The organism is Variovorax sp. EL159 (genome assembly GCF_900100965.1).
In the GTDB taxonomy this organism is placed as follows: domain Bacteria; phylum Pseudomonadota; class Gammaproteobacteria; order Burkholderiales; family Burkholderiaceae_C; genus Variovorax.
Genome location: NZ_FMUJ01000004.1, coordinates 755,489 through 768,955, shown reverse-complemented (window position 1 = coordinate 768,955; position 13,467 = coordinate 755,489). Strand labels below are relative to the sequence as shown.

The 13,467-nt window shown below is 67.9% G+C and carries 12 protein-coding genes and 1 pseudogene; 8 read left to right on the top strand and 5 right to left on the bottom strand.

Features of this window, described 5'->3' with window-relative positions; genetic code table 11:
- Positions 1 to 85 precede the first annotated feature (85 nt).
- Positions 86 to 550: pseudogene (lysM, locus tag BLQ28_RS20785) on the top strand (peptidoglycan-binding protein LysM); the annotation flags it as partial.
- Positions 551 to 904: 354 nt separating this feature from the next.
- Here the strand turns inward: lysM and BLQ28_RS20780 are convergent.
- From BLQ28_RS20780 to BLQ28_RS20770, 3 genes are all read right to left on the bottom strand, one after another.
- Positions 905 to 1,315, bottom strand: coding sequence for a rhodanese-like domain-containing protein (locus tag BLQ28_RS20780; RefSeq protein WP_093243312.1), 411 nt, complete (start codon positions 1,313 to 1,315; stop codon positions 905 to 907).
- A 160-nt stretch (positions 1,316 to 1,475) separates the two neighbouring features.
- Positions 1,476 to 3,488: a PEP/pyruvate-binding domain-containing protein gene (locus tag BLQ28_RS20775; RefSeq protein WP_371126699.1), complete on the bottom strand. Its 2,013-nt coding sequence runs from the start codon at positions 3,486 to 3,488 to the stop codon at positions 1,476 to 1,478.
- A 131-nt stretch (positions 3,489 to 3,619) separates the two neighbouring features.
- Complete coding sequence (locus tag BLQ28_RS20770) at positions 3,620 to 3,928, bottom strand: zinc ribbon domain-containing protein (RefSeq protein WP_371126693.1); 309 nt, start codon at positions 3,926 to 3,928, stop codon at positions 3,620 to 3,622.
- Positions 3,929 to 4,146: 218 nt separating this feature from the next.
- On the opposite strand from BLQ28_RS20770, the gene gorA reads away from it, so the two are divergent.
- Complete coding sequence (gorA, locus tag BLQ28_RS20765; RefSeq protein ID WP_093243305.1) at positions 4,147 to 5,505, top strand: glutathione-disulfide reductase; 1,359 nt, start codon at positions 4,147 to 4,149, stop codon at positions 5,503 to 5,505.
- Here gorA and BLQ28_RS20760 read toward each other — a convergent pair.
- A complete protein-coding gene (locus BLQ28_RS20760; protein ID WP_093243303.1) occupies positions 5,502 to 6,410 on the bottom strand; it encodes a ketopantoate reductase family protein in 909 nt (302 codons plus the stop codon). The genes gorA and BLQ28_RS20760 overlap by 4 nt on opposite strands.
- Positions 6,411 to 6,483: 73 nt before the next feature.
- Positions 6,484 to 7,392 carry a LysR substrate-binding domain-containing protein gene (locus tag BLQ28_RS20755; RefSeq protein WP_093243301.1) on the bottom strand — a complete coding sequence of 303 codons (909 nt, stop codon included), beginning with the start codon at positions 7,390 to 7,392 and terminating at the stop codon, positions 6,484 to 6,486.
- A gap of 165 nt (positions 7,393 to 7,557) precedes the next feature.
- Here BLQ28_RS20755 and BLQ28_RS20750 point away from each other — a divergent pair, with 165 nt between their 5' ends.
- The 6 genes from BLQ28_RS20750 (at position 7,558) to BLQ28_RS20725 (ending at position 13,446) form a co-directional block, all read left to right on the top strand.
- The gene (locus tag BLQ28_RS20750; RefSeq protein ID WP_093243299.1) at positions 7,558 to 8,343 is read left to right on the top strand and encodes an ABC transporter permease; all 786 of its coding nucleotides are present in this window, start codon (positions 7,558 to 7,560) and stop codon (positions 8,341 to 8,343) included.
- Positions 8,344 to 8,349: 6 nt separating this feature from the next.
- Entirely contained in the window at positions 8,350 to 9,378 is a 1,029-nt protein-coding gene (locus BLQ28_RS20745; RefSeq protein ID WP_093243261.1) for an ABC transporter ATP-binding protein, read from the top strand.
- A 43-nt stretch (positions 9,379 to 9,421) separates the two neighbouring features.
- Positions 9,422 to 10,510 (top strand): extracellular solute-binding protein, encoded by a 1,089-nt coding sequence (locus tag BLQ28_RS20740; protein WP_093243259.1) that lies wholly within the window; start codon positions 9,422 to 9,424, stop codon positions 10,508 to 10,510.
- A gap of 19 nt (positions 10,511 to 10,529) precedes the next feature.
- Positions 10,530 to 11,351, top strand: a complete 822-nt coding sequence (locus BLQ28_RS20735; protein WP_093243257.1) for an ABC transporter permease — start codon at positions 10,530 to 10,532, stop codon at positions 11,349 to 11,351.
- Positions 11,302 to 11,850 carry a TIGR00725 family protein gene (locus BLQ28_RS20730; protein ID WP_093243255.1) on the top strand — a complete coding sequence of 183 codons (549 nt, stop codon included), beginning with the start codon at positions 11,302 to 11,304 and terminating at the stop codon, positions 11,848 to 11,850. The genes BLQ28_RS20735 and BLQ28_RS20730 overlap by 50 nt, the downstream gene beginning before the upstream one ends.
- A 78-nt stretch (positions 11,851 to 11,928) precedes the next feature.
- Positions 11,929 to 13,446 carry an AMP nucleosidase gene (locus BLQ28_RS20725; RefSeq protein WP_093243496.1) on the top strand — a complete coding sequence of 506 codons (1,518 nt, stop codon included), beginning with the start codon at positions 11,929 to 11,931 and terminating at the stop codon, positions 13,444 to 13,446.
- Positions 13,447 to 13,467: the final 21 nt, after the last annotated feature.

Sequence of the window (13,467 nt, the reverse complement as noted above, 5' to 3'; positions counted from 1 at the left end):
CACACGCGGCATGGACCTACGCCGGCCCACCGCGCTCGGCCACTACATTCGCAAATTCCATCCACCACGGCACAAGGAGAAAACCATGGGATTGCTGAGTTTCATCAAGGAAGCCGGTGAAAAACTGTTCGGCGGATCGTCGGCGCAGGCCGCCACGCCGGACACGGACGCGAACGCAGCGGCCGCAGCCGCCATCAAGACCTACATCGAAACGCAGAACCTCGGGCTCACCGGCCTTGAGGTGACCTACGTTGCAAGCACCGGCGTGGTCACGCTCGCAGGCCAGGCACCCTCGCAGGAAGCCAGCGAGAAGGCTTCGCTGGCGGCGGGCAACGTGGCCAACGTCACGAGCGTGGACAACAACCTCGTCGCACCCGCCGCGCCGCCTGCGCAGTACCACGACGTGGTGAGAGGCGACACGCTGTCGGCCATCTCGAAGAAGTACTACGGCGATGCCAACAAGTACAACGCGATCTTCGAGGCGAACAAGCCGATGCTGACGAGCCCGGACAAGATCTATCCGGGGCAGAAGCTGCGGATTCCTCCTTTGAACTTACACCTGCTGATTAGCCAACCTACAGGCCTTCCGAGGAATCGGTGGGCCTGTTTTCTTTTCGGTGGCTCGTTGTTGTTGGGGTCGTTCGGGGCGCGTGCACAGGACACCGGGTACTCCCCTCCGCGAATGTCCCCCGCTTCGCTCCTCCTTTATTTCGCTGCGGGGAGCACCCGGTGCCCCGCGCACAGTGAGCGCTGTCTTTGTGCTCGCCGATCAACGACTGCACTGCCCAACGCTCGCGCTGGCGGGGTGCCTTGCGCAGCGAAATAAAGGAGGAGGCCGCAGGCCGGGGGACATTCGCGGAGCAAGGCACCCCGTCGGCGCGAGCGCCGCCCCGAACAGTCCCTTCTAGTTCTGCTTCCAGGGCAGCCCGCGCTTGCGCCAGCCGCCAAGCAGCCCGCGATGACCGTCCGCATCCGGGTTCCCCTCGAAGCCTTCGAGGATGTTGTAGGCCACCAGACCCAGTTCAGTCGCGCGCTTGGCAGCAGCAATGGAGCGCACACCGCTGCGGCACAGCAGCACGAGCTTCTTGCCGCCCTCGCCCGCGGCGCGCACGCCGTCGTCGAAGGTCGGGTTCAGCGCCATGCCGGGCCATTGCTTCCACGCCAGCGGCACGGCGCCCGGCACGAAGCCGACCCACTCGCGCTCGGCGTCGGTGCGCACGTCGACCATCACGGCCTCGCCGCTTGCCAGCCACTGTGCAGCCTGCTCGGGCGTGACGTCGCCCGCGTAGCCTTTGTCTTCAGTCGTTGCGTTCATCTTTTTGCGTCCTTCAATCAATAGGATGGGGCCAGCGCTGTGGCTGCCGTTGTCTTGTGCGCCACCCGCCGGATGGCGGAATTTTTCACCGGTTCGTGAAACCCTGTTTGTCGTGATGCCCGCTGTGGCGGCCGCAGTATCTGCTGGGGAGAGTGCCCGATCAGCGCCGCCGCTCCACATACGGCCGCGCCTGCAGCAGCACGATCTTGTCGCCCACCGTCGCCCATTCGATGTCCTGATCGACCGCGTTGAATGTGCGCTTCACTGCCGCACCCACATTGGCGAGCCGCACCACCAGTTCATCGGTCAGCACATTGCGGCCGGCTTCCACTGGCACTTCCTTCACGCCGCCATCCTTGTCGAGCTGCAGCGAAGTTTCTTCTGCCGAGCGGCTCAGCACCTGGATGGCCTTCGACCAGCTCGAGTACATCACCTGCTCCGCCACGCGCTTGCCTTCGACCACGCGGATGCCGATGCCGCGCTTGGCCGAGATGTAGGTCACGTGCGGATGCCCCGCGTCGAAGGGGTCGCGGGTGATCATCACGCCGGCGTTGGTCGAGTCGATGGCTGTCTGCACGAAGACGCCCATCAGTACCGACTCGGCGCCGAAGCCTGCGGCGCTGCGCGCCTCCCAGGCTTCGGGGTTGAACACGGAGGCCCAGACCTTCTTCACCGCGACTTCGAGTGCGTCGCCGGTCTTGACGTTGGGCATGGTGGTGTACAGCCCCGCGCCGCTGAAGCCGGGCAGGTCTTCGGAGTTGGACGAGCTGCGCACGAACACGCCGCCGCCGCCCAGCTGTGCCTGCCATGCGGCGCGCCATGCCGCCGCGGTGGCTGCATCGACCGGCCATTGCACGATCTCGTCGCGCAGTTGCGCCAGTGCCTTCTGCCGCAGCTGCGGGTCGCTCGCGAAGCCGGGTTGCTGCTGCATGCGCGCGATGCGATCGGCCAGGCCGTTGCTGCGCATGAAGTGGTCGTAGTGCGCGAAGGGAATGCAGAAGCCGTCGGGCACGGATGTGCCGGGAATGTGCGCGGCCTGCATGGCGCCGAGGTTCGCGGCCTTGGTGCCGCATTGCGCGCTGTTGCGCGCGCGCAGCGAGGCGAGTGGCAGCAGGCGGGTTTCGCGCAGGTCGGGCTTGATGGCTTTCGCGCCGCCGGGCGTGGCGCCGGTGGATGCGGTGCGCACGGCGCGCGGCGGCAGCGCGGCGATTTCTTCGGGCGTGAGCCGTCGCACCTGGTAGCCGGAGGCCGCGACCTTGAGCGCCACCCACTGGCCCGCGTGCTCCTTCAGCACGGTCGCGGCGTCGCGCACGTAGGCGTTGGGAATGCCCCAGCCCTTGGCGAGCAGGTTGACGTGCGACAGCGCGGTCGATGGCCGCTCGGTCAGCACGCCCGCCACGGGCGGCAGGCCGATCGGCACCTGGCGCAGCACGGCGATGTCGTCGGGCAGCAGCGCGTTCAGTGCGTTGGCGCTCGCGGCTTCGTCCACGATGCGCACGCGGCCGGTGGCGGTGCCGAGGTTCATCGGCATGTAGGGCTGCTCGCGGATCAGCGCCTCCTGGCTCACGTAGTCGAGCCCGGTTTCTTTCGCGACGCGCTCGTGCAGCGTGGAGTTGGTCTTGAACTTCACGGGGCCGAAGAAGCTGGCCTTGATCTGCGCATCGGCCTGCCGCAGCAGCGGCGCGGTGAGCCGGTCGCCTTCCCAGAATTCGTAGGTGAAGGTGCCGATGTTCTGCTGCCAGCTCAGCGTGCCGAACAAGAAGCGCCGGTCGGGCACGAGGTAGTTGCGGTCGATCTCGCGCTTGATGGTGTTGGGCGTGAGCCGGGTGTCGCGCAGAAAGCGCACATGCAGCTGGTAGCGCGGCGTGTCGATGTAGTACATGCGCGCCGGCTTGGCCTGCCGATCGATCACGAAGAGCACGTGGGCCAGTTGCATCGGCGTGCCGGCGTCGTAGACGCGCGCCAGCGTATCGAAGTCGCCCTGGCTGCGCAGCGCGGGGAGCGACGACGGCACGGCCGGTCGTGGCACCAGTTGCGCGGCGGGGCCCTCGGGCTGGGGCTGGTTCTGCTGCTGGTAGTAAGACGGCTTGCGCGCGAGCTGGGCGCTGGCCGGTGCAGGTGCGGCAGCCATTGCGCAAAGCGCCAGGACTGAAACCCGGCCCAGCGCCTTCATCGCTCCTGCATTGCCTCGATCTTGTGCCTTGCCCGCTGGATGCGCGGTGCGGTCATTCTTCATGGGGAGTCCCTCATTGCCGACGAGCGCGGATTCTCGCTCGCGGCAAGTGCCGGGTTTCCCCTGCGCTGTCAGCCGCGCGACGCAGCCTCCGACGACTGGCCGCACTGGCCGCAGAACTTCGCGCCGGCCTGCATCGTGGTGCCGCACTTGACGCATGCGGCCGGCAGCATCGACGTGCCGCATTGCTGGCAGAAGCGCGCGCCGGGCGCGTTGGCCGTGCGGCAGGCCGGGCATGCGATGGCACCACCGCCGCCGTTGTTGTTGTTCGGTGGCGGCGCGCCGTTTCCGTAGCCGCCGTAACCACCGGAGGAACCATGATGGCCGCCACCGCCGCCATGCCGTCCGCCGCCGTGTCCACCGAAGAGTCTTTCCAACATGCCCATGTGCTTCTCCCGTTCTTGCTGATGAAGGACTGCGGCAACGTCGCCGGTGGCGATGGATTCCCGCAGGGCCTGACGCAAGTGGAATCCCTGAAGCAGCTTCAGGGTCAAGCACGTGCCGTCGATAGCCCTTGGGGAGTGCGGCTTACTGCGCAAGCCCCGCCCGGAGCGCTGCCTTCGGGCGGCCGCTAGAGTCGGCGCTCAAGGAGCTTTTCATGCGCACATTCGACTTCGATCTTTTCGTCATCGGCGGCGGCAGCGGTGGCGTTCGCGCCGCGCGCATGGCGGCGCAGACCGGCGCCCGCGTGGGCCTGGCCGAGGCCGCCGAGCTGGGCGGCACCTGCGTCAACGTGGGCTGCATCCCGAAGAAGCTCTACAGCTACGCAGCGGGCTATGCCGAATCCTTCGAGGAAGCGGCGGGCTATGGCTGGACGCTTCCCGAAGCCCCGCGCTTCGACTGGGCACACCTCAAGACGCAACGCGCGAAAGAGATCACGCGGCTCAACGGCATCTATGCCTCGCTGCTGAAGAACTCGGGCGTCACACTGATCACCGGATGGGCACAACTGGTCGATGGCCACACGGTCGAGATCGGCGGCCAGCGCCACACCGCGCGCCACCTGCTGGTGGCCACCGGCGGCACGCCCTTCGTGCCCGACATTCCGGGCCGCGAGCACATCGTGACCTCCGACGCGATGTTCGACCTCGACCCGTTTCCCAAGCGCCTGCTGGTGGTGGGCGGCGGCTACATCGCCTGCGAATTCGCATCGATCTTCAACAGCCTCGGCGCCCAGGTGACGCAGCTGCATCGCCGCGCGCACCTGCTCACCGGCTTCGACGACGACGTGCGCCACTTTCTCGCGAAGGAGATGGACAAGGCGGGTGTCGACCTGCGGCTCAACTGCGAGGCCTCGTCGATCTCGCGTGGCCCGCACGGGTTGACCGTCACGCTCGGGCGCGGCCAGCAGATCGAGGCCGACACGGTGCTCTTCGCCACCGGCCGCGTGCCGAACACCCAGGGCCTGGGCCTCGAAGCAGCAGGCGTGAAGCTCGACGACAAGGGCGCGATCGCCGTCGATGCGCACTACCGCACCTCGGTGCCGTCGATCTACGCGGTGGGCGACGTGTCGACCCGCGTGCAGCTCACACCGGTGGCACTGGCCGAAGCGATGGTGGTGGTCGACGAACTCTTCGGCAAGGGCAAGCGCCACCTCGACTACGAGTTCATTCCGACGGCCGTTTTCACGCATCCGAACATCGGCACCTGCGGCTACAGCGAGATCGATGCGCGCGCGAAGTTCGGCGAGGTGACGGTGTTCTCCAGCGAGTTCAAGTCGCTGCGCCACACACTGTCGGGCCGCAGCGAGCGCACTTTCATGAAGCTGGTGGTGGACAAGAAAAGCGACCGCGTGGTCGGCCTGCACATGGTGGGCGCGGACGCAGGCGAAGTGGTGCAGGGCTTTGCGGTGGCGATGCGCGCGGGCGCGACGAAGGCGATCTTCGACAGCACCATCGGCATCCACCCGACCGCCGCCGAAGAGTTCGTGACGATGCGCGAACCGATGCCCGGCTAGGCGTGCACCTTCTGCTGCTTGCCTTCGAGCAGCTTCACCATCACGAACAGCACGCGGTTGGCCGGCGTGGGCACGCCGAGCGCCTCGCCGCGCCGCACGACCAGCCCGTTGAGGTGATCGATCTCGCTGGGCTTGCCGCGTGCGAGGTCTTGCGCGGTCGATGAGTATTGCGAAGGCATCGACTGCGCGATGCCGCGCACGGCGGCGTCGGTGTCGCCCGGAATGACGACGCCCTCGGCCTTGGCCACGGCGATGCATTCGGCCACCACGTCGCGGATCACGTCGGTCACGCCAACGCCCTGCACCAGTTCGCCATAGGGCAGCTGCGAGACCGCCGACAGCGCGTTGTAGGCGCAGTTGAGGATCAGCTTGGCCCAGAGCGAGCCGCGCACGTTGTCTGAAATCTGCGTGGGCACGCCGGCCGCGATCAGGTGCTGCGCCACCTGCTCGCTGGCGCGCGAGGGCGCGATCACCAGTTCGCCGCGGCCGTGGTGCCTGACATGGCCGGGGCCGGCCATCTCGGTCGCCACATAGACCACGGCGGCGGCCACTTCGTTCGACGGCAGCACGGCGCGCACGCGGGCGTCGTTGTCGACGCCGTTCTGCAGCGTGAGCACCTGCGCATCGGCCGACAGGTGCGGCGCGATCTGCGCCGCGGCCGATTCGGTGTCGGTGGACTTCACGCAGAACAGCACGAGGTCGGCGCCCTTTACCGCGCTGACCTCGGTGCTCGCGCCGAGCCGCACGTGTTCGTCGAATGCCTTCGTCTCCAGCCGCAGGCCGTGCGCCCGAACGGCTTCGACATGCGAAGGCCGCCCGATCAGCACCACCTCGTGGCCCGCGCGCGCCAGCATGGCGCCGTAGTAGCAGCCGACCGCGCCGGCACCCATCACTGCGACTTTCATCGATTCACTTCCTTGGTTGTTCCTCTGCGGTTGCAGAGGTTAGCGAAGACACGCACTTCATGCCTTTCATGCGTCATGCTTCCGCCCCGCGCGACGCCACGCCCTCTTCGAGCAGCCATTCGCGAAACGCCGCGAAGGCGGGCAGGTCGAGGCGGTCGGGCCGGTAGCAGAGGTAGTGGCCCTGGTTCACGCTCACCGGCGTGCCGCAGGGGCTCAGCAGCGAGCCTTCGGCAAGCTCTTCCTGCACCAGCAGCTTGGGCACGAGCCCGATGCCCAGCCCGTTGAGCGCCGCCTGGATCAGCGCCGAATACTGCGCAAAGCGCGGGCCGGCCACGGTCTGCACCTCGGGCACGCCGTGCTGCGCGGCCCATTGCCGCCAGGCCGTGGGCGCGCCTTCGTGATGCAGCAGCGTGTGGCCCACCACGTCGGCCGGCTGCACGATGCGGTGGCGCCCCTCGACCAGCGAGCGCGCCACGATCAGCACGAACTCGCGCCCCGCGATGTATTCGGACACCACGCCCGGCCAGCCGTCGGGGCCGTAGCGAATCGCCGCATCGACACCGGCCGGAATGCCGTCGCTCGGCTCCAGGTGCCGGCTGAAGCTCAGCATCACGTGGCGGCTCTTCTGGCTGAAGGCCGGCAGGCGCGGAATGAGCCATTTGGTCAGGAAGGTGGGCACGCTCGCCAGCGTGAGCAGGCCGGCACCGGCATCGCCCGAGCGCGCCTCGAAGGTCGCGGTCTCGATGGCGCGCAGGCCGCCCGAAATCTTCTGCCAGTACACGCGCCCTTGCGGCGTGAGCTGCACGCCGCGGCCGTTCTTCTGCAGCAGCTCGCGGCCGAGGAAAGCTTCGAGCCCCGCGATCTGCTTGCTCACCGCGCTCACGGTGATGCACAGGGCACCGGCAGCAAGGGTGATGCTCTCGTGGCGCGCCACCGCGTCGAAGGCCAGCAGCTCCTGGATGGTGGGGCAGTCACGCTTCATGCATGGCTCCGGTTGATGAAACCTCGGTGAAAAACATTTTCCAATTGCTCAAGCGTCGTCATCCAACTTTCACCCATAGGTACTCATCGGCTTCCTAGAATTCGGGGAACGCTGCGGCACGCCTGGCGCAGACAGTAGCGCATCCGGAAAGTATGCCGGGTGTCCATGACACTGGAGACAACCTTGGTTCGCGGCATCTCGCTCATCTACGGCCTGTACCTGCTGCTGCCCATCGCCCTGCTGCTGGTCGGCAGCGTGGGCGGCAACTGGACCAACACGCTGCTGCCCACGGGCATCACGGGCCAGTGGTATGTCGACCTCTGGCTCGACCCGTCTTTCCGCAAGGCTTTCGTCAACAGCCTGGTGGTGGCCATGTCGGCCTGCGCCATCAACACCGTGCTGGCGCTGCCGCTGTCCTATGCGCTGTACCACGGCGCGCGGCGCGGCGGCAGCCTGGCGGCGCGCATCGTGAGCGCCACGCCGGTGGCGGTGCCGCCGATCACCATGGCCTTCGGCTACATGATCGTGTTCAACACCGACATCGCGCCGTGGCTGGGCTCGATGCCGCTGCTGATCGCGGCGCACGCGATCCTCACGTTGCCCTACCTCACGAACACGCTGCTGGCCGACCTGCGCCACCTCGACCTGGGCCGGCTCGAACAGGCGGCCGCCACGCTCGGTGCCTCGGGCTGGCAGCAGTTCACCGGCATCGTGCTGCCCAGCCTGCGCCAGAGCCTGATCAGCGGGCTGGTGATGGTGGCCGCCATTTCGGTGGGCGAGTTCGGCGTGTCGAACCTGCTCACGAGCTTCCAGAACCGCACCTATCCGGTGGTGCTGCTGCAGGCCTTCTATGGCGCAACGGGCTTTGCCTGCGCGGCCACGGTGATCCTGCTGGTGCTGGCGAGCGCGTCGGCCCTTCTTTCTTCTTCCCTCGTGAAGCAACGCGCGTAATCCGCCATGAGCCTCCTTCTCGACAACGTCAGCTACAACTATCCCGGCAGCACGCACGGCCTGCACGACGTGTCGCTCGACGTGCGCACCGGCGAACTGGTGGCGGTGATCGGGCCGAGCGGCTCGGGCAAGTCGACGCTGCTGAAGCTGGTGTCGGGCCTGGAGACGGGCCACACCGGCCGCATCGCGCTCGACGGCGTGGACATGTCGCGCACGCCGGTGCACCAGCGCCACATCGGCATGGTGTTCCAGAGCTATGCGCTGTTTCCGCACCTGAGCGTGCTGGACAACGTGGCCTACGGCCTGAAGCTGCGCAAGGTCGATACGGCCGCGCGGCGCCAGCGTGCGCAAGAGCTGCTCGACATCGTGGGGCTGGGCGACTACGCGCAGCGCGCCATCGCGCAGCTCTCGGGCGGCCAGCAGCAGCGCGTGGCCCTGGCACGTGCGCTGGCCATCGACCCGCGTGCGCTGCTGCTCGACGAGCCGCTGTCGGCGCTCGACGCCAGCGTGCGCGGCCACCTGCGAGACCAGATCCGTTCGATCCAGCAACGCTTCAATGCCACCACGCTGCTGGTCACGCACGACCAGGAAGAAGCGCTGGTGATGGCCGACCGCGTGGCCATGCTCAAGGACGGCCGGCTGCTGCAGATCGCCACGCCGCGCGAGATCTACGAGAACCCCGCGAGCCGCGCGGTGGCCGAGTTCGTCGGGCTCTCGACCATCCTGCCGGGCAAGGTGTCGTCGCCGGGCCGGCTCGACATGGGCTTTGCCGAACTCTTCGCCGACACCGGCAACCGCACCTTCGGCACGCCGGTGCAGGTGCTGGTGCGGCCCGAGCACATCCAGCCCGATCCGGCGCCTGACAGCGCAAACCGCCTGCCCGGCCGCACGGGCGCGCAGCGCTACCTGGGCGCGCTCACGCGCTACGACTTCGAAGTGGCCGGCGCCAGCAAGCCCTTTCTTGCCGAATCGCCCGCGCCGGCCGCCGAGGCCATCGGCATTGCGCCCGAACACATCCGCCTGCTCGACCACTGAGCCCATCGCCTTCACTACCGCCCCATTCCATCGAGGAGCCACCATGCAACGCAGACATCTGATCCAGGCCGCCGGCGCATTGCCCGTGCTGTCATTGGCCACGCTCGCGGCCCGCACCGCCTTCGCCTTCGACGGCCCCGAGCTGTATGCAGGCGAGAAGGCGCTGTACGCAGAGGCGCAAAAAGAAGGCCTGTGCGTGTCCTTCGACACCGGCCCCGAATGGGCCAACTGGAAGTCGCTGTTCGCCACCTTCAAGAAGCGCTACCCCGAGATCGAGCTGACCTACAACGACATCGGCTCGGCCGCCACCGTGGTGTCGCTCGAAAAGACCAAGCGCCGCCCGCAGGCCGACACCGCCTACTACTTCGCCGCCTCGGCCGTCGACGCCGCGAAGAAGGACGTGGTCGCGCCCTTCAAGCCCGTCAACTTCGACAAGCTGCCGCCCGTGTTCCGCGAGGCCGAGGGCCGCTGGTTCACCATCCACACGCTCAACATCGCCTTCCTGGTCAACAAGAAGCTGGTGAAGAACGTGCCGACCGGCTGGGCCGACCTGCTCAAGCCCGAGTTCAAGAGCACGGTGGTGTACCTCGATCCGCGCTCCACCGGCATCGGCCAGGTGCTGACCTTTGCCGCGGCGTACGCCAACGGCGGCAGCGTCGACAACGTGCAGCCCGGCACCGACTACCTGGGCAAGCTGCATGCGGCCGGCAACGTACTGCGCGTGGAAGGCACCACGCCGTACGCCAAGTTCCTGAAGGGCGAGATCCCGGTGTGGATCAGCTACGAGAACGACGGCCTGAAGGCCAAGCACGTCGACGGCATGGGCGACGCGGTGGAAGTGGTGATCCCGAAGGAAGCCAGCGTGGCTGCGCCCTACGCCATCAGCCTCGTGAAGAACGGCCCCAACCCGAACGCCGGCAAGCTGTGGCTCAACTTCATCATGAGCGAGGCAGGCCAGTCGCTGTTCGCGCAGGGCTTCGTGCGGCCGGCCGTGCCGGGCACGCCGCTGTCGGCCGACATTGCCGCCAAGATGCCGGCCGCGCCGCAGATCAAGCCGCTCGACGTGGTGAAGGCCTCGGAGCGCAAGGCCGAGGTCGACAAGCTCTGGGCGCAAGCCGCATTGGGCAAGTAAGAAGGCCCGAAGGAACGTGATGCGACGCTTTGGCGCCTGGCCTGCATGGGCCTTCATGGCGCTGTTCTTCGCGGTGCCGCTGGCGGCGCTGCTGCCCGAGGCCTTTGGCGAGGGCGGCAGCGCCTTCGGGCGGCTGTTCGGCAACCCGCTGTTCCTGGGCGCGCTGCGCAACACGCTGGGCCTGGGCCTGGCGGCGGGCGCGATCTCGGCGCTGGTGGGCACCTGCATCGCCATCGAACTCGCGCGCCAGCCCGAAGGCCGGCGCCAATGGATGATGACCTTGCTGGGCCTGCCGCTGGCTTTCTCGGGGCTGGTGATTGCCTACGGCTTCATCCTGGCCTTCGGGCGCGCGGGCTTCGTGACGCAGTTGCTCGCGGGGCTGGGCGCCGACCCGGCCGTGATCGGCAGCTGGATCTACAGCGTGTCGGGCCTGGGCTTTGCCTATGCCTACTACCTGATCCCGCGCGTGGCGCTGTCGCTGTACCCGGTGTTCGCGAATCTCGACCTGCGCCCGGCGCAGGCGGCGCGCACGCTGGGGGCGTCGAAGGCGCGCGCCTTCTGGGACACGGTGGTGCCCGAGGTGATGCCCTCGGTGCTGTCGAACGCCTGCATGGTGGCCGCGATTGCGATGGGCACCTACGGCACGGCGCTGGCGCTGGTGGGCACGCAGCTCAACATCCTGCCGCTGATGCTGCTCGCGCAGGTGGGCGATGGCGGTTCCGATTTCGCGGTGGCAGCGGCCTTGTCGCTGGTGCTGATGGTGGTGTGTGTGATCGTGATGGGAGTGGGCGATGTCGTTACGCGAAGGCGCGAGCGCGGTGCTGTCGGCGCCGGTCACTGAGGCGCTGACGCGCCTGGCGCAGAAGCAATGGGGCCCGGCGCGGCATCGCCAGCCGGTGGCCGTGATCGGCCCCGGCGACGGCGGCCCGGCCGAATGCGAAGCCGCGTACGCGGTGGCGCATGCGCTGGCCGGCGCGGGCATGGCGGTGATCTGCGGCGGACGCGGCGGCGTGATGGCCGCGGCCTCGCGCGGCGCCACCGAGGCAGGCGGCATTGCCGTGGGCATCCTGCCCGAAGACGACGACCGCAACGCCAACGAATGGCTCAGCGTGGCCATTCCCACCGGCATGGGCGAGATGCGCAATGCCATCGTCGCGCGCAGCGGCGTTTGCCTGATCGCCATCGGCGGCAACATGGGCACGCTGTCTGAAATGGCGCTGGGCCTGAAGTGGGGCAAGCCGGTGTTCGTGATGCATGGCGACATCGAGCTGCCGGGCGCGGTGCAGGCCACCGACGTGAACGACATGCTCGCCAAGGTGCTGGCCTGCCTGCTGGCCTGAACCGGGCCTGAACCCCGGGGGCCTGAACCGCCGCCGCGCGGTCAGGCAGCAGCCACGACCGCATTGCACAATGCCGGCATGCCCTACATGCCCACCTTCGTCGCCCCCGCCCGCTTCACCGATGCCGCCGCCGCCCTCGAACAGGTCAAGGCCATCTACCAGGGCGGGCTTGCCCACCTGCGTGAGTCGATGCTGCGCTTTGTCGCCGGCGAGGCGCTGCCCGGCCGGGTGCGCGCCTGCTACCCCTTCGTGCGGGTGCACACGCACACGGTTTCGCGCCACACGCCGCCGGCCAACGCGGGCTTGAGCTACGGCTTCGTGGCCGGGCCGGGCCGCTACGAGACCACACTGACGCGGCCCGACCTGTTCTCGCGCTACTACCTCGACCAGTTCCGCCTGCTGCTCGAAAACCACCAGGTCGAGCTGGAGGTGGGCACCAGCACGCAGCCCATTCCGATCCACTTCTCGTTTGCCGAGAACGACCACATCGAAGGCACCATGAGCGCCGAGCGCCGCGCCCTCATGCGCGACGTGTTCGACCTGCCCGACCTGGGCGTGATGGACGACGGCATCGCCAACGGCACTTTCGAGGCCCGCGACGGCGAGGCGCAGCCGCTGTCGCTGTTCACGGCCGCGCGCGTCGACTACTCGCTGCACCGCCTGCGCCACTACACCGGCACCGCGCCCGAGTGGTTCCAGAACTTCGTGCTGTTCACCAACTACCAGTTCTACATCGACGAGTTCGTGCGCCTAGGCCACGAGGCCATGGCCGACGAGAACAGCGAGTACGTGGCCTTCATCGAGCCCGGCAACGTGGTCACGCGCCGGCGCGGCCTGGCGGCGAGCGCCAGTACCAGCTACGCCCATCTGCTCGACGGCAGCCAGGGCACCGCACCGCCGCGCCTGCCGCAGATGCCCGCCTATCACCTGGTGCGCGAAGACTGCAGTGGCACCACCATGGTCAACATCGGCGTCGGCCCGGCCAATGCCAAGACCATCACCGACCACATCGCCGTGCTGCGCCCGCACGCCTGGATGATGCTGGGCCACTGCGCCGGCCTGCGCAACACGCAGCAACTGGGCGACTACGTGCTGGCCCACGCCTACGTGCGCGAAGACCACGTGCTCGACGAAGAACTGCCGCTGTGGGTGCCGATCCCCGCGCTGTCCGAGATCCAGCTCGCGCTCGAAAAAGCCGTGGCCGACATCACGCGCTACGAAGGCCCCGACCTCAAGAAGATCATGCGCACCGGCACCGTGGCGAGCACCGACAACCGCAACTGGGAGCTGCTGCCCGGCAACCAGCCGCAGCGCCGCTTCAGCCAGAGCCGCGCGGTGGCGCTCGACATGGAAAGCGCGACCATCGCGGCCAACGGCTTCCGTTTTCGCGTGCCCTACGGCACCCTGCTGTGCGTGAGCGACAAGCCGCTGCACGGCGAGATCAAGCTGCCCGGCATGGCCAATCACTTCTATCGCGAGCGCGTCGAGCAGCACCTGCGCATCGGCATGCGGGCCATCGACATCCTGCGCGAAGAGGGCTCGACACGGCTGCACAGCCGCAAACTTCGCAGCTTTGCCGAAGTGGCGTTCCAGTAAGAAACGTGTTCCCGGCCGGCG

Coding starts and splice junctions, on each gene's coding strand:
- BLQ28_RS20755 (WP_093243301.1), bottom strand. CDS start 7,392: ATGAAGCGTGACTGCCCCACCATCCAGGAGCTGCTGGCCTTCGACGCG.
- BLQ28_RS20725 (WP_093243496.1), top strand. CDS start 11,929: ATGCCCTACATGCCCACCTTCGTCGCCCCCGCCCGCTTCACCGATGCC.
- BLQ28_RS20750 (WP_093243299.1), top strand. CDS start 7,558: ATGACACTGGAGACAACCTTGGTTCGCGGCATCTCGCTCATCTACGGC.
- BLQ28_RS20740 (WP_093243259.1), top strand. CDS start 9,422: ATGCAACGCAGACATCTGATCCAGGCCGCCGGCGCATTGCCCGTGCTG.
- BLQ28_RS20760 (WP_093243303.1), bottom strand. CDS start 6,410: ATGAAAGTCGCAGTGATGGGTGCCGGCGCGGTCGGCTGCTACTACGGC.
- BLQ28_RS20775 (WP_371126699.1), bottom strand. CDS start 3,488: ATGAAGGCGCTGGGCCGGGTTTCAGTCCTGGCGCTTTGCGCAATGGCT.
- BLQ28_RS20780 (WP_093243312.1), bottom strand. CDS start 1,315: ATGAACGCAACGACTGAAGACAAAGGCTACGCGGGCGACGTCACGCCC.
- gorA (WP_093243305.1), top strand. CDS start 4,147: ATGCGCACATTCGACTTCGATCTTTTCGTCATCGGCGGCGGCAGCGGT.
- BLQ28_RS20745 (WP_093243261.1), top strand. CDS start 8,350: ATGAGCCTCCTTCTCGACAACGTCAGCTACAACTATCCCGGCAGCACG.
- BLQ28_RS20770 (WP_371126693.1), bottom strand. CDS start 3,928: ATGTTGGAAAGACTCTTCGGTGGACACGGCGGCGGACGGCATGGCGGC.
- BLQ28_RS20735 (WP_093243257.1), top strand. CDS start 10,530: ATGCGACGCTTTGGCGCCTGGCCTGCATGGGCCTTCATGGCGCTGTTC.
- BLQ28_RS20730 (WP_093243255.1), top strand. CDS start 11,302: ATGTCGTTACGCGAAGGCGCGAGCGCGGTGCTGTCGGCGCCGGTCACT.